The sequence below is a fragment of the Brachybacterium sp. J144 genome, assembly GCF_036321705.1.
In the GTDB taxonomy this organism is placed as follows: domain Bacteria; phylum Actinomycetota; class Actinomycetes; order Actinomycetales; family Dermabacteraceae; genus Brachybacterium.
The window spans coordinates 163,742-183,053 of record NZ_JAZDCG010000031.1 but is presented as its reverse complement, the minus strand read 5'-3'; the positions used below and the strand labels follow the sequence as shown (position 1 = coordinate 183,053).

Below are 19,312 nucleotides of genomic sequence, written 5' to 3'. Positions count from 1 at the left end.
ACGGCGTCGGACCTGGCTAGGCTCGCGCCATGAGCATCCCCCACGTCCCGCTGTCGATCCTGGATCTCGTGCCCCTCAGCGAGGGGCAGAGCACGCGCGAGGCGATCGACACCTCGATGCGCGCCGCGCAGACCGCCGACCGTTCCGGATACGCCCGCTACTGGTACGCCGAGCACCACAATGCCGCGACCCTCGCCTCGAGCGCGACCAGCCTGCTCATCGACCGCGCCGCCTCCCTCACCGAGCGCATCCGCGTCGGCTCCGGCGGCATCATGCTCCCCAACCACTCCCCGCTCGCCGTGATCGAGCAGTTCGGCACCCTCGTCCAGTTCCACGGCGACCGGATCGACCTGGGGCTCGGCCGGGCTCCCGGCACCGACCAGTACACTGCCCAGCTGCTGGCCCGCACCTCGGCGGAGCCGGGCGCCTTCGTCGCCGCCGTCGAGCAGATGCGCGACTGGTCCCGGGCCGAGCCCAGCGGCACCCTCCCGATCCGGGCGGGCGTCGCCGAGGGCACCGAGGTGCCGATGTGGATCCTCGGCTCGACCACGAATGGTGCGCGCCTCGCGGCGCAGCTGGGCATGCCCTTCTCCGTCGCCTCGCACTTCGCGCCCTTCCAGTACCTCGAGGCGCTGCGCGTGTACCGCGAGCAGTTCTCGGCGACGCAGAGCGACGCCGCCCAGCTCGAGGCGCCCCGCACGATGGTCGGCGTGAACGTGGTCATCGCCCCGACCGACGCGGAGGCTCAGCACTTGTTCACCACCAACGTGCAGCAGTTCCTCGGGGTCGTCACCGGGCAGCGGCAGGCCATGCAGCCTCCCCGGGATCTCGAGGGCACGGTCCCCGACCATCTCCTCTCCCAGGTCGAGCAGACCCTCTCGATCCGCGCCGTCGGCTCGCCCGCGAGCGTCGTCGAGCAGCTCGAGGCGATCGTCGCCGCGACCGAGGCCGACGAGCTGATCGTCACCGCGAACTACTTCGATCCCGAGCACCGGATGCGCGGCCTCGAGCTGCTCGCGGAGGCCTGGGGGCTGTGAGGTGACGGGGCACCGTGCCGTCGCCGGACTCGCCGCGGCGCTCGGCGTCCTGCTGCTCGGCGGCTGCGCGCTGATCCCCGGCGGGGACCGGGACGAGCCCGAGTGGGCGTACGACGAGGAGTCGGCCCGCTACTACCGCCCGGACCTCGTCTCGCAGTCCACCGAGCTGGTCGAGGAGCATTTCCCGATGCTCGGCGAGGTGGCGCCGGTGACGATCGCCGACGGGCGGTTCACCGATCCCGCCGATCGGGCACCGATCCCGGCCCCCGACGACTCCTGGTGGCAGGCCGTGATCGAGCTCGGGGCGGAGCAGCGGGACGCGCTGATCGCCCGGGCCGAGGGGACCGCGGGCGCGCTGACGGCGCTCGAGCCGGTCACGCCCGAGACGATCGGGGCGATCCTCGTCCCGACGCTCGACGGAGAGGTCGAGGACTGCGCGGGGGGCTGGGTCGAGGTGCAGCCCGGCCTCGTGCAGAGCGCGAACATCTCCGAGGCCGGCGACGTCATCGAGCTGACCGCCATGTGCGTCGACGGCACGCAGCTGGTCACCTCCGCGCGCGACATGTGAGCCGGGCGCTCAGACCCCCATCGGCCGCACGCGCGCGGTGACCGTCGCGTGATCGCTCGCGGCCCGTCCCTGCCGCCGGGGGACGGACGCCTCGTACTCCTGGACCGCGAGGCCTCGGGTGAGGATCCAGTCGATCCGGATGCCGCCCACCTCCGGCGCGCCATAGTCGGGGAAGGTACCGATGTCCTCGCCGACCTGCGCCTCGGCGACGTCGTGCGCGTCCGCGAAGCCCGCATCGCGCAGCACCCGCCAGGGCGTGCTGTCCCCGCCGGTGGCGTTGAAGTCGCCCATCAGCAGCGTCGGCGCGCCGTCTGCCGCCTCCCGCAGCCGCTGAGCGATCAGTCCCGCGCCCTTCTCCCGGGCCCGCTCCCCCGCATGGTCGAGATGGGTGACGGCGAAGACCAGCTCCCCGCCGGTCCACCGGTCCCGGACCCGCGCCCACACCGCGATCCGTGGGCAGTGCCCGTCCCAGCCCTGCGAGCCGATCCGCGCCGGATCCTCCGACAGCCAGAACTGGTCCCAGTCCAGCAGGTCGAAGCGCTCCCGCCGCAGGAGCAGCAGGTTGTGCTCCCCCCGGCCGCCGCCCTCGCGGCCGATGCCCAGGCGCAGATGGGTCGCGCCGAGCACCTCGTCCAGCAGCGGGATCTGGGCGGCGAGCACCTCCTGGGTGCCGATCACGTCGGCATCGGCCGCGCGCAGCAGCTCGGCGAGGACCGGGGCGCGGCTCGGCCAGTGGTCCGGGTGCTCGGGCGGCACCGACGGGTCCGCGTACCGGAGGTTCTGGGTGAGCGCGCGCAGGGTCGCAGGGGCTGGGGTGGGGTCAGTCGTCGGCGTCGGGGTCGGGGTCGTGCCGGTGGTCGGGCGGGTGGTCAGGCCGGTGGTCAGGGCGTCGTCGCTCCGCATCGTCATCCCTCCATCCTCGCGCAGCAGCTCCCCGGGGTCGACCCTCGCCCGCCCCTGCCCTGCTGGAACTCCATGCCAGGCGTGAGCTCGAGGCCCCACAGAGCCTGGGGTCACGCAGGGCGCGGAGTTCCAGCAGACGACCGCGAGCACCAGGGCACCGGAGGGAACGCCGACGGGCCCCGACCCTCCGGAGAGGATCGGGGCCCGCAGGTCGCTCGGGGGGAGCGGCAGATGATCAGCCGTGAGGCTGGATCACATCATGCCGCCCATGCCGCCCATGCCCATGTCGTCGCCGCCCGCGGGAGCCTTGACCGGCTCCGGCTTGTCGGCCACGACGGCCTCGGTGGTCAGGAACAGGCCCGCGATGGACGCCGCGTTCTGCAGCGCGGAGCGGGTGACCTTGACCGGATCGATGATGCCGGCAGCGAGCAGGTCCTCGTACTCACCGGTGGCGGCGTTCAGGCCCTGGCCGACGGGGAGGTTCTTGACCTTCTCCGCCACGACGCCGCCCTCGAGGCCGGCGTTGACCGCGATCTGCTTGAGCGGGGCCTCGATGGCGACCTTGACGATGGAGCCGCCGGTGGCCTCGTCGCCCTCGAGCGCGAGGGTGGCGAAGGTGTCCTTGCCGGCCTGCAGCAGCGCTACGCCGCCGCCCGCGACGATGCCCTCGTCGACAGCGGCCTTGGCGTTGCGCACGGCATCCTCGATGCGGTGCTTGCGCTCCTTGAGCTCCACCTCGGTCGCGGCGCCGGCCTTGATGACGGCCACGCCGCCGGCCAGCTTCGCGAGGCGCTCCTGGAGCTTCTCGCGGTCGTAGTCCGAGTCCGAGTTCTCGATCTCGGTGCGGATCTGGGAGACGCGACCGGCGATGCGGTCGGCCTCGCCGGCGCCCTCGACGATGGTGGTCTCGTCCTTGGTGACGACGATCTTGCGCGCCTGGCCGAGCTGCTCGAGACCCGCGGTCTCGAGCTTGAGGCCGACCTCCTCGGCGATGACCTGGCCGCCGGTCAGGATGGCCATGTCCTCGAGCATCGCCTTGCGGCGGTCGCCGAAGCCGGGGGCCTTGACGGCCACGGACTTGAAGGAGCCCTTGAGCTTGTTGACGACGAGCACCGCGAGGGCCTCGCCCTCGACGTCCTCGGCGATGATCGCGAGCGGCTTGCCGGACTGGATGACCTTCTCCAGCAGCGGCAGCAGGTCCTTGACGGTGGAGACCTTGGAGGAGAGCAGGAGGATGTAGGGATCCTCGAGCACGGTCTCCTGACGGTCGGCGTCGGTGACGAAGTAGGGCGAGATGTAGCCCTTGTCGAACCGCATGCCCTCGGTGAGCTCCAGCTCGAGGCCCATGGTGTTGGACTCCTCGACCGTGATCACGCCCTCCTTGCCGACCTTGTCGAGGGCCTCGGCGATGAGCTCGCCGATGGCCGGGTCGGCCGCGGAGATGGCGGCGGTGTTGGCGATCTGGTCCTTGGTCTCGATCTCCTTGGCCTGCGCGAGCAGGGTCTCGGAGACGGCGGCCACGGCCTTGTCGATGCCGCGCTTGAGCGCGATCGGGTTGGCGCCGGCGGCGACGTTGCGCAGGCCCTCGCGCACGAGCGCCTGGGCCAGGACGGTGGCGGTGGTGGTGCCGTCGCCCGCGATGTCGTCGGTCTTCTTGGCGACCTCCTTGACGAGCTCGGCGCCGATCTTCTCGTAGGGGTCCTCGAGCTCGATCTCCTTGGCGATGGAGACGCCGTCGTTGGTGATCGTGGGGGCGCCCCAGGACTTCTCGAGCACGACGTTGCGGCCCTTGGGGCCGAGGGTGACCTTGACGGCGTCGGCGAGCTGGTTCATCCCGCGCTCGAGGCCGCGCCGGGCCTCCTCGTCGTATGCGATGAGCTTGGCCATTGTGGAATCTCTCCCGTGTGGTGTGGTGTCCACCCGACCCTGTGCCCGCGACGGACGGCACCAGCCGCCGTGTTCATGTCCCACGACGACGGGTCCCTCACGGGGCCGGAATGCTCTTGGCCCGTCGCTCGCGAGTGCTGTCACTCTCGAGCGACGAGTGCCAGCTCATCATAAGCACTCTCGGCCCGAGAGTGCTAACCCCGGGAGGAACCGCGCACAGCGGGGGCTCAGCCCTCGCCGTCGCCCTCCTCGGCACCGGCGCCCGGGGACTCGACCGCGAGGAAGGTGATCCGGTTCTGGAACTCGTCGCTCTGCCGCGCCTCACCGGCGCCGACCTCGAGCGCGAGGGCCTGGGCGGTCTCGGCGTCCGCCTCGTCGCGGTAGAAGACCACGGCCTCCTGCTGCTGCGTGTCCGCGGTCTGGATCTGGACGTCCTCCCAGCCGCTCTCCTCGAGGGTGTCGCGCCAGTCGCCGGCGAGCCCGTCGACGCCCGCGGCGTTCATCACGAGCACGGGGACGGTCTTGTCCGCCACGGGGGCGGGTTCCTCCGAGGCTGGCTCCTCCGCCGACTCCTCGCCGGTGGTCTCCTCCGCGGTGGTCTCCGCGGCGGTGGTCGGCTCCTGGGAGCGGTCGTCCCCTCCCCCGCCGCCGAGGTTCCCGATCAGGAACAGCAGCACCACGAGCAGCACCAGGGCCGCCGCGATGATGATGATGTAGAGCAGGTTCTGGCGCCAGAACGGCTCCTCGGCGCGGTGGGCGCCGTGGAACGCGACGGCGTCCGCCTCGTCGTCGAATCGGTCGGGCGGGTAGGGGTACTGGGAATCTGCCACGGGCCCATTAAACCCGCTCCCCCCGGGAGGGCCGTGGAACCCACGCCCATCAGGAGTGTCCGACGGGACACCCGGCCCGCGGATCAGGCGACGCGGTCGCCGCCGCGGCGGGGCATCTCGCCGTGCTCTGAGACCCGTCGGCCGCGCAGCCGGTGCACCAGGGCCGGGGCCGCGCGGAGCGCCCGCGGATCGTCGAGCAGGGCGTTGAGCCGCACGTAGTAGGCGACCTTGGAGATGCCGATCTCCTCACGGATCGCCCGCTCCTTCGCGCCGACGTAGCGGAAGGTGCGCCCCTCGAGCGCGAGGATCGCGAGCTCCTGCGCCGACAGCTCCGGGGCGGGGTCGCCCGGGGAGGGCGACGACGCGGAGGGGGACGGGACGGGCATGGATCGACAGTACGCGGCCGCTCGCGCCGTCCCGCTCCGGCGCGCCGGAGGGTGACGTGCCTGGCAGACTGGCGGCATGCCGCAGCCGCTCGCCGAGATCATCGCCCCCGACTGGGCCGCCGCCCTGGCCCCCGCCGAGGAGCGGATCCACGCGATCGGGGAGTTCCTCCGCGGCGAGGTCGAGGCGGGGCACGGCTACCTGCCCGCCGGGGACCGCGTTTTGCGGGCCTTCACCCGCCCCCTCTCCGAGGTGCGGGTGCTGATCGTCGGCCAGGACCCCTACCCGACGCCGGGCCATCCCATCGGGCTGAGCTTCGCGGTCGAGCGGAACGTGCGACCGCTGCCGCGCTCCCTCGCGAACATCTATACCGAGCTGCGATCTGACCTGGGAATCTCCCCTGCCGCCCACGGCGATCTCTCCTCCTGGCAGGACCAGGGGGTGATGCTGCTGAACCGGGTGCTCACGGTGCGACCGGGCGCGGCCGCCTCCCATCGCCGCCGCGGCTGGGAGGAGGTCACGGAGCTCGCCATCCGCTCCCTCGTGGATCGCGGCGGGCCGCTCGTTACGATCCTGTGGGGACGGGACGCGCAGTCGCTGATCCCCTTGCTGGGCGAGCTGCCGCACGTCGCGAGCCCGCATCCGAGCCCGCTCTCGGCCTCGCGCGGCTTCTTCGGGTCACGCCCGTTCTCGCAGGCGAACGCCCTGCTCCGTGCGCAGGGCGGCGCGGAGATCGACTGGACGGTTCGCTGAGGCGAGCTGGCGCCGAACCGGCCGCCCCGCCCGGTCCGCGGGTCTGCCCTCAGCCCTCTCCCACCCAGGTCCAGCTGTCGAGGATCTCGCGCAGGGCGGGGGAGATCTCGGTGGAACCGTGGGTCTCGACGACCACCTGAACGATCTCGTCACCCACGTCGGCGCAGAAGCCCTCGGTGATCGCGTCGGCCCCGTCGTGCTCCCCGGACTTGGTGTAGCCGTGCACCGGGCGGCCGCCGAGCTCCGGGCCCTCGAGGACGCCCTCGTCCCCGGACTCGTCCCAGCCGAAGCCCGCCCAGATCGCCTGCATCTCGCACTCGACCTCGGCGTGCACGTCGCTCTCGAACTTGTAGACCTCGAGGCTGTTGGGCGGGTAATGGTCGAACTCGTCCTCCGGGGCGATCTCCAGGTCGGTGACGTGCAGGAGCTTGCCGAAGCCCGCGTCCTGCTCGGTGACCTCATGGGTCACCCAGTCCGCGGGGTACTCGAGGCGGAAGTCCTCGGTCTCGAAGACGGTCGACTGCGGCGCCGCGCTCGTCTCCTCCTCGCCGCCTCCGCGCTGCGAGACCAGCACGATGATCCCGCCCGTGATCGCCACGATCAGCAGGATCACTACGAGACCGGCGCAGCCGAGCACGATCCACTGCCGGGAGCGTCCTCCGCCGGACGGAGCGGGGCCGCCCGGGGCCTGCCCCCATTGCTGGCCCGCCTGCTGTTCCCAGGACGGCGAGGACGGCCCCCCGGCCGTCCCGCCCCCGCTCCACCCCTGATCCGACTGCCCCATGTCCCCTCCTCCCCTCCTGATCTCCCCGACGCCCGCGTCGGGCCTGCGCCCATGGTACGGAGGGCTCTAGGCTGGGAGTGCCCGTCCCGTCGGCGACGCCCTCGCCCCGTCCACGCGGAGGACCCGATGCCCCTGAACCTCTCCCAGTTATCGCCGCAGGGCCCCGGGGTCGACTACGACCCCCACTGGTACCGCCGCGCCGTGTTCTACGAGGTGCTCGTGCGCGCCTTCGCCGACGGCAACGGGGACGGCACCGGCGACTTCACCGGACTCATCGAGCGCCTCGACTACCTGCAGTGGCTGGGCATCGACTGCCTGTGGCTGCCGCCTTTCTTCGCCTCCCCGCTGCGGGACGGCGGCTACGACATCTCCGACTACGAACAGGTGCTGCCGGAGTTCGGCTCGATCACCGACTTCGAGCGGCTGGTCTCCGAGGCGCACCGTCGTGGGATCCGCGTGATCATCGACCTGCCGATGAACCACACCAGCGACAAGCACCCCTGGTTCCTCGAGTCCCGCTCCGATCCCGAGGGGCCCTACGGCGACTTCTACGTCTGGTCCGACACCGACGAGAAGTACTCCGAGGCGCGGATCATCTTCGTGGACACGGAGGAGAGCAACTGGTCCTTCGATCCGGTGCGCCGGCAGTTCTTCTGGCACCGGTTCTTCTCCCACCAGCCGGACCTCAACTTCGAGAACCCCGCCGTGCGCCGGGCGATGTTCGACGTGGTGCGGTTCTGGCTCGACAAGGGCATCGACGGCTTCCGGGCCGACGCGATCCCGTACCTCTTCGAGGAGGAGGGGACCGACGGGGAGAACCTCCCGGCGACCCACGAGTTCCTCGCCGAACTGCGCGCGTACGTGGATGAGCACTGGCCGGGCCGCGTGATCATCGCGGAGGCGAACCAGTGGCCGGCGGACGTGGTTGAGTACTTCGGCACCCCGGAGAAGCCCGAGTGCCACATGTGCTTCCACTTCCCGGTGATGCCGCGCCTGTTCTACGCGCTGCGTGAGGGCAGCGCCCGGCACATCATCGACATCCTCGCCGACACCCCGGAGATCCCGCGCGGCGCCCAGTGGGGCACCTTCCTGCGCAATCACGACGAGCTGACCCTCGAGATGGTCTCGCCCGAGGACCGCTCGGCGATGCTCGGCTGGTACGCGCCGGACTCGCGGATGCGGGCGAACGTCGGCATCCGTCGGCGTCTGGCCCCGCTGCTGGACAACTCCCGCTCCGAGATCGAGCTGATCCATGCGCTGCTGCTGTCCCTGCCCGGCTCGCCGTTCCTCTACTACGGCGACGAGATCGGGATGGGCGACAACATCTGGCTCGAGGACCGCGACGCCGTGCGCACCCCGATGCAATGGACCCCGGACCGCAATGCCGGCTTCAGCGAGATCGCGGACCCGGGCAAGCTGTACCTCCCGGTGATCCAGAACCTGGTCCACCACTACGTGACCGTGAACGTCGAGGCGCAGATGGCGCACTCCGGCTCGCTGCTGCACTTCGTGCGCTGGATGCTCGCGGTGCGTCGTGAGCACGCCGCCTTCGGCATGGGCGCGTACCGGGCGGTCGCCGCGGACAGCGAGCGGGTGCTGGCCTTCACCCGCACCTATGACGGGGCCGATCACGGCGAGGACGCGGAGGAGCACGCGGAGACCCTGCTGTGCGTGTTCAACCTGTCGGCGCAGCCGGTGACCTCGACGCTGGACCTGGTGGGCATGGAGCGGCGCACGATCCGCGACCTGTTCGGGGGGCACGAGTTCCCGGCGGTGACGGCCGACGGCTCGCTCACCCTGACCCTCGCCGGCCACGGCTACTTCTGGCTCAAGATGCGCCCCCTGGACGCCCACGGCGAGCCGATGACGTCCACCACCGCCCTGCCCGTGGTGGCCCCGGAGGGCTGATCCGCGCCAGCCGGGCGGAGGCCTGACGGCGGCAGTGATCTGCGTCCGAGACGCTTCCCGATCCCTGCCGCCGTCCGGGCACCTGTGCCATCCTCGTCGGTCGACGCGACGCCGCCGGTGCGCCGCGCGACGAAGGGAGAGCACGGTGGCAGAGCCCCGGACGACCGCCGAGGAGGCCGCGGACCCCGCGACGAGCCCTGAACGGCTCCTCGAGCTGGCCCAGCACCACCCCGAGCTGCAGGTGCCGCTGGTCCTGAACCCCGCCACGCCGCAGGTCGCGAAGGACTGGATCCTCGCCACCTCCCCCGAGGCGCGCCAGGCGCTCGAGCAGGCGGAGGGAGCGCGGGGCAAGGAGGGCGAGGAGGGAACCGTGGGCGCGGAGCCGTCCGACGATCCCGACGCCACCCGCCGCCACCCGATCGTCACGGACTCCCCCGCCTTCGAGTCCGGTCCCGAGACCTCCGCCTGGGGCGACCTCGCGAGCGCCCCGGACTCGACCCCGTCCGCGGCGGATCCGGAGGCGACCGCCGCCTGGACCCCTGTTCCGCAGGAGGTGCCGGCCCCGGCCGCGGCCACGACCGCGGCCGCCGGCCCCACGGGGACCGTGCGGATCGCGCCCTCCTCGGGCGTGGTGCCGCTCCCGTCGACCCCGGACCGCGAGGCGCCCGGACCGGTCGCCGCGCCCGGCCCGGCGTACGGCGCCCCGACAGCCGCCCTCCCAGCGGCCCCGGCACCGCAGGCCGACGACGGCGAGGGCCGACGCGATCGGCGGATGTGGTTCGCCTGCGGCGGCTGCCTGCTGCTGGCGCTCGTGCTGCTCGTGGTCGGCGGTCTCGTGGGCCGCGCCTGGCTGAGCGGTGACGAGGAGGGCTACGAGCGCGACAGCTCCACGACGGCGGCGGAGGAGCCCGCGGAGGGCTCGAGCCCTGCGGAAGAGTCCGCGTCCCCGACCGAGGACCCTGTCTCCCCCGCTCCGGAGGACGCGCTCGAGATGTCCGCGGTGCAGTCTCCCACGGGGAACATCCGCTGCGAGCTCGACGGCGACACCGTCGCCTGCTCGCTGGAGGAGACCCGCTACGACGAGGACGTCGAGGACTGCGGCGACTCCCAGTTCACGATCCGCGCGACCGGCGAAGAGGTCGCCCTCGACTGCGAGGGGACGGTCGGGGCCGAGGGCGCGGAGACGCTCGAGTACGGCCAGACCGCGGTCGACGGGAATGTCGCCTGCACCAGCCGCGACGACGGCATGACCTGCTGGGACGTGCGCTCCGGGCACGGCTTCATGGTCAGTCGCGGCACCTACGAGACCTTCTGATCACCCGCTGAGCGCGACGATCCCGGTCCCGACGGCGAGCACGACGCCGCCCGCGATCGCGAGGATCCCGATCACCTCCATCGGGATCCAGAACACGGAGTGCGGGCCGTGCCGGCCGATCTGGCGCTTCCCGTCCTCCAGCACTTGGTCGACGAGGGCGTGCGCCTCCTCGCGGCTGGACGGTCGGACGTTCCCGATCACGAGCGTCCCCTCGTCAGCGGCACGGGTCAGCCGGGGCTTCTCCACCTCGGCCCAGGCCAGCGACCGCTTCCGCGGGCCGATGATGTTGAGGTACCAGCCGTGGGCGGTGGCGAGCGCCCCGCCGATCGCGATGCCGATCCCCGCGAGCGGCCCGGCCGCCGCCGAGGACTGCAGCACCGACGCGCCCAGCAGCCCGCCGAGCAGCGCCGCGCACAGCGCGATGTAGAGGACCGCCAGGACGCCCCAGCCTCGCCAGATGATCATCGGTGCTCCCCCGTACTCGTGCCGCCGCAGCGGAGCGTGGCGAGGCGGCATCCCCCTGATGCCGCAGGCTCCGAGCCTAGGCCGGGAGCATCCGTGCCGCACTGGGGAGAAGTCCCCATTCCGGGGAGCGGAAGACCGGCATGGCGCCCGGCCGAAGAGAGCTGGAGACGGGATTCGAACCCGCAACCACCTGTTTACAAGACAGGTGCGCTACCGTTGCGCCACTCCAGCGGAAGGGGCCGATCGGATGCCCGACCGGCCCCAGATCCTAGCGAACTCGTCGCCCGCCTCGACCGAGGCTCAGCCCTCGCCGCCGTCGGAGGCCTCGGCGCCGCCCGCGTCGGAGGCCGTCGAGCCGCCCGCGGCCTGCACCGCCGCGAGGAACGCACCCTCGGTGGTCCACTCCCCGAACTGGGTGCCGTCGATCGCGATGTACGGGGTGCCCTTCTGCATCTCCGAGGCGTACGGCTCGGCGACCTGGCGCACCCACGGCTGATAGGTGCGGGAGGTGAGGCAGCCCTGGACGGCCTCGGTGGCGCCGGCCTGCTGGGCGTAGTCCCAGATCTGGTCGTCGGTGAGTCCGGCGGTGCCCTCGGCGGGCTGGTTGGCGAACATCAGCTGCTGGAAGGCCATGGCCGCGTCCGGGTTCTCCTCGTACACGCAGACCATCGCGTTCGCGGCCCGCGACGAGTAGTCACCGGTGGTGGAGGCGGTGTCGAGCATGCGGCGGGGCACCAGGTGGAGGGTGATCGCGTCGTCCTCGACGAGGGCGGCGACGTCCTCTCCGTTGATCTGCTCGAACTGCCCGCAGTAGGGGCACATGAAGTCGAGGTGGAGCTCGACCACGGGGGCGCCGGAGCCCTCCTCCGCACCGAAGCTCAGGTAGGGCTGGTCCTGCGCCATGCCGGCGGGGACAGCCACGGGACCCGCCGGGCGGGTGGTCCGGTAGATCAGGTACCCGGCGCCCGCGACGATCACGAGCGCGGCGACGGTCACCGCGGCGATCACGACGGTGCGCACGGTGCGCTGGCGGCGCAGCTCGGACTCCCGCTGTTTGCGCAGGGCCTCCCGCTGTGCCTCGCGGCGCTCCTGCGCTGACTTCGACGATCCAGACGCGGCCATGTGCTGCTCCTGTGCCTCGTGCCCGAGGCGCTGCTGGGTGACATTTCCGCTCGGAGTGTAACTGCCGGGACCTGGCCGCGGCTGGGTGCGATGGTGCACGTCACGGCGCGGTCAGCGCCGCCACACCGCCACGTCCTCGAGCCGGGGACCGGTGGGGAACGGGAAGTAGTCGACCATCCCCTGCCGGGCGAGGATCGCGGCGATCACGGCACCCAGGAGGAGCAGCAGCAGCCCCAGGAGCACCCCGGTCCACATCCGGTCGGGGGCCGCGGCGTCGAGCATGCGGTGGGCGCCCCGCCTGGTCGTGCCGCTGCCGAGACCGACCCACGTGATCAGCAGGGTGACGCCGAGGGCGATCGCGAAGACGACCCCGTCGGGCGGGGCGGGGCCGCCGCTGAGCAGGGTCCAGGCGGCGTCCATCGCGATCCCCACCAGGAGGCCCAGGATCAACGGGAGCAGCGCCTGCAGGGCGAGCTCGACCAGACCGCGCAGCAGGCCGAAGGGGGCCAGCAGGCCGGCGGTCACGAGCGGTCCGCCGCCGACGGCCCCGCGCAGGCGCTTCTCGGCCACGGAGCGGTGCGAGCGCTCCCAGGTGCGGGCGGTCGCACCGAGCAGGAGCATCAGGGTCAGTGCGACATAGGGGGCGACTGCGGCGAGGCCGACGAGCAGGAGGTGGCCCAGCCAGACCAGCACGGGTCGCCGCGGCGCGGGCGGCAGCGGCGTCGCCCAGCCGTAGGGGCCGGGAGCACCGTAGGGGCTCGGCATCGGCTGCGGCGGCATCGGCTGCGGTGCGCGCTGCGGCTGCGGCTGCGGGACGGGCGCGGTCATCGGCCCGGCGGGGGCTCCCGCCCAGCCCGCCTGCTGCGGCGCCCGCTGCACCGGATGACCTGCCGGACCGCCCAGTCCGACGGGCGGTCCCGCCGGGGGTGCGGCGGCCGGCACGGCCGGCAGCACCTGCGTCGGCGTCGACAGCACCGGCAGCACCTCGGTGACCGGCTCCGCGGGGGTGGCCGTCCGCGGCAGCGTCTCGGTCGCGGCGGGGACGACGGGCAGGACCTGCGTCGGGGAGGAGATCGGGACCTCGTCGGTGCTCTCCTCGGGCACCGGCGCCGTCACGCTGGTGCTCTCCGGATCCTCGGCGGTCCCGTCCCCCGGGGTCCCCGGCAGCGCCTCCGTCATCCCGGCCTCCGCATAGCGCTCGAGATCGAGCTCGGCGAGGGAGGCGAGCAGCTCCTCGGGGGCGGGGCGCTCCGACGGCTCGGAGGTCAGCGCCCGGCGCAGCCACTCCCCCAGCTCGACGGGCGTCCCGTCCACGTCGAGCTCGCCGCGCTCGGCCCGCAGGAAGACCACGTCGGCGCGGCCCGTGCCGTACGGCTCCCGCCCCGTCGCGGCGAAGGCCAGCATCGCCGCCCACGCCCACCAGTCGCCCGCCTCGTCGGTGCGGTCAGAGCGCAGCACCTCCGGGTCGAGGTAGGCGGCCGTGCCCATCACCAGACCCGTCGACGTCAGCCGCGACTCCTCGGCGGCGACGGCGATGCCGAAGTCGATGATCACCGGGTCGAGCCCGTCGCCGTCCGGGTCGAAACCGTCGAGGTCCGCGTCGCCCGCCCCGCGCAGCAGCACGTTGGACGGTTTGAGGTCGCGATGGATCACCCCCGCGCCGTGGATCGCGCGCAGCGACTCCCCGAGCACCAGGCCGATCTCGCGCACCGCCTCCGGGTGCAGCCCGCCGCGCACCCGCACGGCGTCCTCGAGGGTCGGGCCCGGCACGAACTCTGTGACGACGAAGGCGTCGGCGGAGTCGAGCTCCGCGTCGAGGATCCGCACGATGCTGTCGTTGCGGACCCGCTGCTGGGCCGCGACCTCCCGGGCCAGGCGCTCGCGCGCTCGCGGGTCCTCGGCGATCTCGTGGCGCAGTAGCTTGATCGCGACCTCGTGTCCGTCGGCGTCGTGCGCGCGGTAGACGATGCCCATCCCGCCCGTGCCGATGCGGCCGAGGATCTCGTAGCCGGAGTCCTCGGCGAGCGCGACCAGCCGCGGGTCGCGGAGATCTCGTCGGGGCGTGCGGGGGTCGGCCATGTCGGCCATGCTACGGAACCGCCGTCCCGCCCCGGGCACCCTTCACCGCTCCGCCACAGGGCCCCCACCGGCCCGGCGGGACCACGCCCCTCCCCCGGCGGGTGCGCGCCGTGAGACGATCGGGCCCGTCGGCGCGGTGGGCGTCGTCACATCCCGGGCAGCGCCCGGCCGAGAGAGGAAGGGCCCTCATGCGCTCGAACCTGTTCGATGCCTCCAACCAGGAGCGCCAGACCACCGACCGTTGGGCGCTGCAGTCCTCGAAGATGCTGCGCTGCTCGCTGAACCCGCAGGCGCCGGAGATCATCTCCGCCCAGGGCGCGATGGTCGCCTATCAGGGCCAGATGGACTTCTCCTACCAGGGCTCCGGCGGCGGGATGAAGCTGTTGAAGAAGATGGCCACTGGCGAGGGCGGCAACCTGATGCGCACCCGCGGCCAGGGCGAGATCTTCTACGCCCGCCAGGCGGAGGAGATCTTCCTGATCCAGCTCGAGGGCGAGGCCCTGACGCTGAACACCAAGAACATGCTCGCCTTCGACAGCTCGATCCAGTGGGACATCCGGTCCCTCGGCGGCGCGGGCTTCATGGCCGGCGGCCTGTTCAACCTCCTCCTCCAGGGCCAGGGCATGGTCGCGGTGACCTCCGACGGCCCGCCGATGCTGCTGGACTGCTCCCAGCAGCCCACCTTCGTGGATCCGCAGGCCGCGGTGTGCTGGTCCGCGAACCTGCAGCCGCAGATCAAGAACGACTTCAAGATGGGTTCGCTCATCGGTCGCGGGTCCGGCGAGTCCTTCCAGCTGGGCTTCCATGGCCCGGGCTTCGTGGTGGTGCAGCCCTCCGAGGGTGCGCCGGTGGTCACGGCCGGCTGAACGTCGGCCGCAGCGGCATGCCTACGATGACCCGGTGAGCATCACCGCACCACCGGTCCTGGCCGCCGAGCTGGACGAGCTCGGCGCCGCGGGCCGGCGCCGGGCCGCGACGTCGGCGGCGGCGATGATCGCCGCCGACGTCTCCATCCCCCCACCCCTCGTGGACCCGGTCCCCGTGGTCCTCGACGTCGGCGAGTGGGAGCAGATCTCCGCCGGGCTGATCCAGCGCGCTCGGCTGTTCGACGCGCTCTACTCCGACCTCTACGGCCCCCGCACCGTGCTCGCGACCGACGTCGCCCCAGTCGCCGAGCTCCTCGCCGACCCCGCGTACCTGCGCCCCGCGGTGGGCATCCCCTCACGCGGGAACCACCATCTGTTCCTGCTCTCGACGACCATCGCCCGCACCGCCGAGGGCTCCTGGACGGTGCTCGAGGACGCGGTGGACGTCCCCGGCGGAGCGGGCCTCGCGCTCGAGCTGCGCCGCGTCCTCTCCCGCTGCGCGCCCTCGCTCTACAGCACCACCCCGCTGCGCCGGCTGCACCCGTACTTCGACGGGGTCCGCACCGCCCTGCACCAGCGCACCCGCTCCGGCGGGCGCGTGGGCCGCACCGTCGTGCTGGCCGACGACGCCGACGACCCCGCGCGCGCCTTCGACCACAGCTGGCTCGCGAACCTCCTCGGCGCCCCCCTGGTCTCGGCGGGCGACCTGCGCACGGGCTCGGGCGCCCTCACCCTGCGCCTGCCGGGCGGCGACGAGGACCCGGGCGACACGGTCGACGCCGTGCTGCGCCTGGTGCCCTCGGCGGGATTGGACCCGCTGGACCTCGGCCCGTCCGCGGGCGGCGGGGTCACCGGCCTGCTCGAGGCGGCGCGGAGCGGCGACGTCGAGATCTTCAACCCGCTCGGTGCGGGCCTGCTCGAGAATCCGGCGCTCGCCGCCGCCCTGCCCGACCTGTGCCGGCAGATCCTCCACGAGGACCTGCTGCTGCGTCCCGCCCCCGAGGACCTGCGCGACGGCGGGACCGCCGCCGGCTGGCCGTCGGCCGATCCCGCGGGCGGTGACGGCCTGGTGGACCGGCCCCTCACCCTGCAGATGCTCGTGATCGCCACCGGGGACGGCTACGAGGTGCTCCCCGGCGGCGTCGCCCGCACCGCCGACGCCGGACCCGAGGCGCTCAAGGACGTCTGGGTGGTGCCCGCCGAGACCAGCGTCCCGGGGACCGCCGGGAACCCCGGGGACGAGACGGCCGATCCCGCCCCTCGCGTCCTCCCCGCGATCGACACCGCGGAGGACCCCGCCGGTCTGCTCAGCGCCTACCCGGCGATGACCCGGTCGATCGGCTCGGACCTGTTCTGGTTCGGCCGCTACCTCGAGCGGGTCGACCTCACCGCCCGCATGCTGCGCACCGTGCTGGACACCGTCAACGACCTCTCCTCGGAGCGCTCGCCCTCGGCCCGCCAGACCCAGTCCGTGCTGCTGCGCGCCGTGACCGACGTGACCACGACCTATCCCGGCTTCGCCGCGATCGACGGGGCCTCGCCCTCGGCGATCCGCCGGGAGGTGCGCAGCCTGCTCACCGAGGTCGGGCGCCCCGGTTCGCTCGCGCAGTCCTACGTCGCCCTGGCCCACACCACCCGCACCCTGCGGGACCTGATCACCGATGACGTGTGGCCCGTGATCGCCTCGATGCGAGCCCGTCTCGCGGTCCTGGACGGTCACGACCTGCAGCCCGTCGAGCAGGCGCTCACGGAGGTGGTCGACGGCTGCCTCACGCTGTCCGGCGCCGTCTCCGACTCCATGCCGCGCAATCTGGGCTGGGACCTCACCGAGGCGGGGCGCCGGATCGAGCGCTCGCTCGCGCTGCTCGCCCTGCTCCGGGCGACGCTCGGCCGGCGCCGGCCGCGCGCCGTCGAGACCCGCCTCGCCCGCACCGTCGCCCTGATCACCGAGTCCGGGGCCGCCTACCGCCGCGCCTATCACGCCGCGGTGCGCCCCGAGCTCCTCCTCGAGCTGCTCCTCGCCGACACCACCCTGCCCCGCTCGATCGCCTTCCAGATCGAGCGGCTCTCCGCGGCCCTGGACCGGCTGCCCGAGGGCACCCCCGCCCTCGAGCTGCGGGCGCCGCTGACCTCGCTGCGCACCCGGCTGGCCGGCTGGCATGCCCACGACCTGCTGCAGCCCGCGGAGGACGCCGGGGCCGGTCCCGACGGGACACCGACCCCGCTGCTCACGGAGATCGACGGCGCGATCGCCTCCCTGCGGGAGCTGGCCACCGCCCTCGAGAACCGCTTCTTCCGCCCGTCCGAGTCCACGTCCCGCTGGGGGGTCGACGATGTCTGATCCGCTCCGTCCCGGCACCCTGCCCGAGATCCCCCTCCGCCACGGCGAGGAGGAGCCGGCGCCCGCCGTGGACTACCAGGTCCACCACCTCACCCGGTACCGCTACGCGAAGCCGGTGACCCGCAACGTGGGCCGCGCGCACGTGGAACCGCGCGCGACCCCGCACCAGCGGGTCCTCTCCCACGAGGTGGTCGTGGACCCGGCTCCCGCGCGGCTCACCGCCCACACCGACTTCTACGGCAACTCCTCCACCTATCTGCTCGTCGACCAGCCCCACGAGCAGCTCGACGTGCACTCGCACGCCCTGGTCAGCGTCGCCGATCGGCGCTACCCGGCCGAGCACCTCGACCGCCCCTGGGAGCAGTGCACCCCCGAGCACTGGGGGACGCTGATCCCGGCGGCGAGCATCGACTTCGTCCACGCCTCGCCGCGGATCCCCGCCGGGAGCGCGGCCCGGGAGATCGCGGCGGAGGTCTTCGCCCCGGAGCGCCCCATCGGGGAGGCCCTCGCGCACCTGACCGCGCTGATCCACACCGACTTCACCTACGACGCGGCCGCGACCACCGTCACCTCGACCCTCGCCGAGGTGCTCGCCGCACGGCACGGCGTCTGCCAGGACTTCGCGCACGTCGGCCTCGCCGCGGTCCGAGCCGCCGGTCTCGCCGCACGGTACGTCTCGGGCTACCTGCGCACCGCCCCCTCGACCTCAGGGGCCCTGGGCACCGAGCCGGTCGGGGAGATGATCGGCTCCGCGGCCTCGCACGCGTGGCTGAGCGTGCTCGTGCCGGGGGCCGGCTGGGTGGACGTGGACCCCACCAACCGCACCTTCGTCGACCAGCGCTTCGTGACCACCGCCTGGGGCCGCGACTACGCCGACGTGCCCCCGCTCAAGGGCATCGTCTATGGCCCGCCGGGGGCGACGAGCACCCTCGACGTCGCCGTCGGGGTCGTCCCCCTCTCGGACCCGGCGACCTGAGCGGGGCGGATCCGCCGGAAGTCCCTCCGGAGGGTGCCCCGGGGGTCCTAGCCTGACCACGGAGGATCCGAGCCGTGCCCTCGGCGCGACCCGGATCCGGTCACATCCCCGCCCAGGAGCCCCCATGTCGCACCCCACCTCGAGCCCCGCCCCTGCCCCGGCGGCACAGAGCACCCGGATCCCCGCCCCGAAGGCCCTCGCCGCGTCCCTCGAGGACGCGATGCACGCCAAGGCCACCGCGCCGCTGGACCGCATGTTCCTGCTCGCCCTCTCGGGCGGCGGGTTCATCGCCCTCGGCTTCATCGCCATGATCACCTCGCAGCAGGGCATGGCGGACTGGCCCGTCGGCCTCGCCAAGGTCCTCGGCGGCACCGTCTTCGCCATCGGCCTCGGCCTGGTCGTCATCAGCGGCTCCGACCTGTTCACCGGCACCACCCTGACCTCGATGCCGTGGCTGTCGAAGCGGATCACCACCGCGCAGATGCTCGCCCACTGGGGCATCTCCCTGCTCGGCAACCTGATCGGCGCGGTGACCGTGGCGCTGCTCGTGATGCTCGCCGGCACCCACACCACCAACGGGTCGGCCTGGGGCCTGGTGGTCCTGAACCTCACGCAGGGCAAGCTCTCCCACGACTGGCACCAGGCCTTCGTGCTCGGCGTCCTGGCGAACCTCGCCGTGTGCCTCGCGGTGTGGACCGCGACCGCGGGCACGACAGTGACCGACAAGCTCCTCGCCGTGACCGGCCCGCTCGTCCTGTTCGTCTCGACAGGTTTCGAGCACTCGGTCGCGAACATGTTCCTGCTCCCGATGGGTCTGCTCGTGAAGTACGGCGCGGGCGACGGCTTCTGGGCCGGGGAGGCGGTGCGGGCGGCCGGCGTCGACCGCGGCGACTTCGCCGCGATCACGGTCGGCGCGGTGGTGTGGGACAACCTGATCCCCGTGATCCTGGGCAACATCGTCGGGGGCGCCGTGCTCGTCGGCGCCTACTTCTGGACCATCTACCGCCGCCGGGAGGGCTCCGCCGCCTGAGCCCCGTGTCGCCCCGTGAACGCGTGTGCGCGGACTGGCGTCGCCCCGCTCACACTCCTCCGGG

At 72.9% G+C, this 19,312-nt stretch carries 17 protein-coding genes and 1 tRNA gene; 9 read left to right on the top strand and 9 right to left on the bottom strand.

Annotated features, from left to right (window positions below; genetic code table 11):
- Positions 1–29 precede the first annotated feature (29 nt).
- A complete protein-coding gene (locus tag V1260_RS12395) occupies positions 30–1,037 on the top strand; it encodes an LLM class flavin-dependent oxidoreductase (RefSeq protein ID WP_329747126.1) in 1,008 nt (335 codons plus the stop codon).
- Between the two features lies 1 nt (position 1,038).
- Positions 1,039–1,605: a hypothetical protein gene (locus V1260_RS12390; RefSeq protein ID WP_329747125.1), complete on the top strand. Its 567-nt coding sequence runs from the start codon at positions 1,039–1,041 to the stop codon at positions 1,603–1,605.
- Positions 1,606–1,614: 9 nt separating this feature from the next.
- Here V1260_RS12390 and V1260_RS12385 read toward each other — a convergent pair whose 3' ends face one another.
- From V1260_RS12385 to V1260_RS12370, 4 genes are all read right to left on the bottom strand, one after another.
- Entirely contained in the window at positions 1,615–2,514 is a 900-nt protein-coding gene (locus tag V1260_RS12385; RefSeq protein ID WP_329747124.1) for an endonuclease/exonuclease/phosphatase family protein, read from the bottom strand.
- Positions 2,515–2,760: 246 nt separating this feature from the next.
- The gene (groL, locus tag V1260_RS12380; RefSeq protein WP_329747123.1) at positions 2,761–4,395 is read right to left on the bottom strand and encodes a chaperonin GroEL; all 1,635 of its coding nucleotides are present in this window, start codon (positions 4,393–4,395) and stop codon (positions 2,761–2,763) included.
- Positions 4,396–4,622: 227 nt separating this feature from the next.
- Positions 4,623–5,225 carry a LytR C-terminal domain-containing protein gene (locus V1260_RS12375; RefSeq protein WP_329747122.1) on the bottom strand — a complete coding sequence of 201 codons (603 nt, stop codon included), beginning with the start codon at positions 5,223–5,225 and terminating at the stop codon, positions 4,623–4,625.
- A gap of 83 nt (positions 5,226–5,308) precedes the next feature.
- On the bottom strand, positions 5,309–5,611 hold the full coding sequence (locus V1260_RS12370) for a DUF3263 domain-containing protein (RefSeq protein WP_329747121.1): 303 nt from the start codon (positions 5,609–5,611) through the stop codon (positions 5,309–5,311).
- Positions 5,612–5,687: 76 nt separating this feature from the next.
- On the opposite strand from V1260_RS12370, the gene V1260_RS12365 reads away from it, so the two are divergent.
- Positions 5,688–6,362, top strand: a complete 675-nt coding sequence (locus tag V1260_RS12365; protein ID WP_329747120.1) for a uracil-DNA glycosylase — start codon at positions 5,688–5,690, stop codon at positions 6,360–6,362.
- Between the two features lie 49 nt (positions 6,363–6,411).
- On the opposite strand, the gene V1260_RS12360 is transcribed toward V1260_RS12365, so the two are convergent.
- On the bottom strand, positions 6,412–7,146 hold the full coding sequence (locus tag V1260_RS12360; protein ID WP_329747119.1) for a hypothetical protein: 735 nt from the start codon (positions 7,144–7,146) through the stop codon (positions 6,412–6,414).
- Positions 7,147–7,272: 126 nt separating this feature from the next.
- On the opposite strand from V1260_RS12360, the gene treS reads away from it, so the two are divergent.
- Both treS and V1260_RS12350 read left to right on the top strand, forming a co-directional pair.
- Complete coding sequence (gene treS, locus V1260_RS12355; RefSeq protein ID WP_329747118.1) at positions 7,273–9,054, top strand: maltose alpha-D-glucosyltransferase; 1,782 nt, start codon at positions 7,273–7,275, stop codon at positions 9,052–9,054.
- A gap of 145 nt (positions 9,055–9,199) precedes the next feature.
- A complete protein-coding gene (locus V1260_RS12350; RefSeq protein ID WP_329747117.1) occupies positions 9,200–10,369 on the top strand; it encodes a DUF6636 domain-containing protein in 1,170 nt (389 codons plus the stop codon).
- Here the strand turns inward: V1260_RS12350 and V1260_RS12345 are convergent, their stop codons facing one another.
- The 4 genes from V1260_RS12345 to V1260_RS12330 all read right to left on the bottom strand — a co-directional run bounded on the left by V1260_RS12345 (position 10,370) and on the right by V1260_RS12330 (position 14,035).
- Positions 10,370–10,834 (bottom strand): hypothetical protein, encoded by a 465-nt coding sequence (locus V1260_RS12345; RefSeq protein ID WP_329747116.1) that lies wholly within the window; start codon positions 10,832–10,834, stop codon positions 10,370–10,372.
- A gap of 159 nt (positions 10,835–10,993) precedes the next feature.
- Positions 10,994–11,065 (bottom strand) — tRNA-Thr (locus tag V1260_RS12340).
- Positions 11,066–11,134: 69 nt separating this feature from the next.
- A complete protein-coding gene (locus tag V1260_RS12335) occupies positions 11,135–11,956 on the bottom strand; it encodes a DsbA family protein (protein WP_329747115.1) in 822 nt (273 codons plus the stop codon).
- Positions 11,957–12,067: 111 nt separating this feature from the next.
- Positions 12,068–14,035, bottom strand: a complete 1,968-nt coding sequence (locus tag V1260_RS12330; RefSeq protein ID WP_329747114.1) for a serine/threonine-protein kinase — start codon at positions 14,033–14,035, stop codon at positions 12,068–12,070.
- 188 nt (positions 14,036–14,223) lie between these two features.
- Between V1260_RS12330 and V1260_RS12325 the strand changes: the two genes are divergently transcribed.
- The 4 genes from V1260_RS12325 (at position 14,224) to V1260_RS12310 (ending at position 19,248) form a co-directional block, all read left to right on the top strand.
- Positions 14,224–14,901 carry an AIM24 family protein gene (locus tag V1260_RS12325; protein ID WP_329747113.1) on the top strand — a complete coding sequence of 226 codons (678 nt, stop codon included), beginning with the start codon at positions 14,224–14,226 and terminating at the stop codon, positions 14,899–14,901.
- A gap of 34 nt (positions 14,902–14,935) precedes the next feature.
- Positions 14,936–17,242 (top strand): circularly permuted type 2 ATP-grasp protein, encoded by a 2,307-nt coding sequence (locus tag V1260_RS12320; protein WP_329747112.1) that lies wholly within the window; start codon positions 14,936–14,938, stop codon positions 17,240–17,242.
- On the top strand, positions 17,235–18,218 hold the full coding sequence (locus V1260_RS12315; protein ID WP_329747111.1) for a transglutaminase family protein: 984 nt from the start codon (positions 17,235–17,237) through the stop codon (positions 18,216–18,218). Before V1260_RS12320 ends, V1260_RS12315 begins: the two co-directional genes overlap by 8 nt.
- A gap of 124 nt (positions 18,219–18,342) precedes the next feature.
- A complete protein-coding gene (locus tag V1260_RS12310; RefSeq protein WP_329747110.1) occupies positions 18,343–19,248 on the top strand; it encodes a formate transporter FocA in 906 nt (301 codons plus the stop codon).
- The last annotated feature ends 64 nt before the right edge of the window (positions 19,249–19,312 follow it).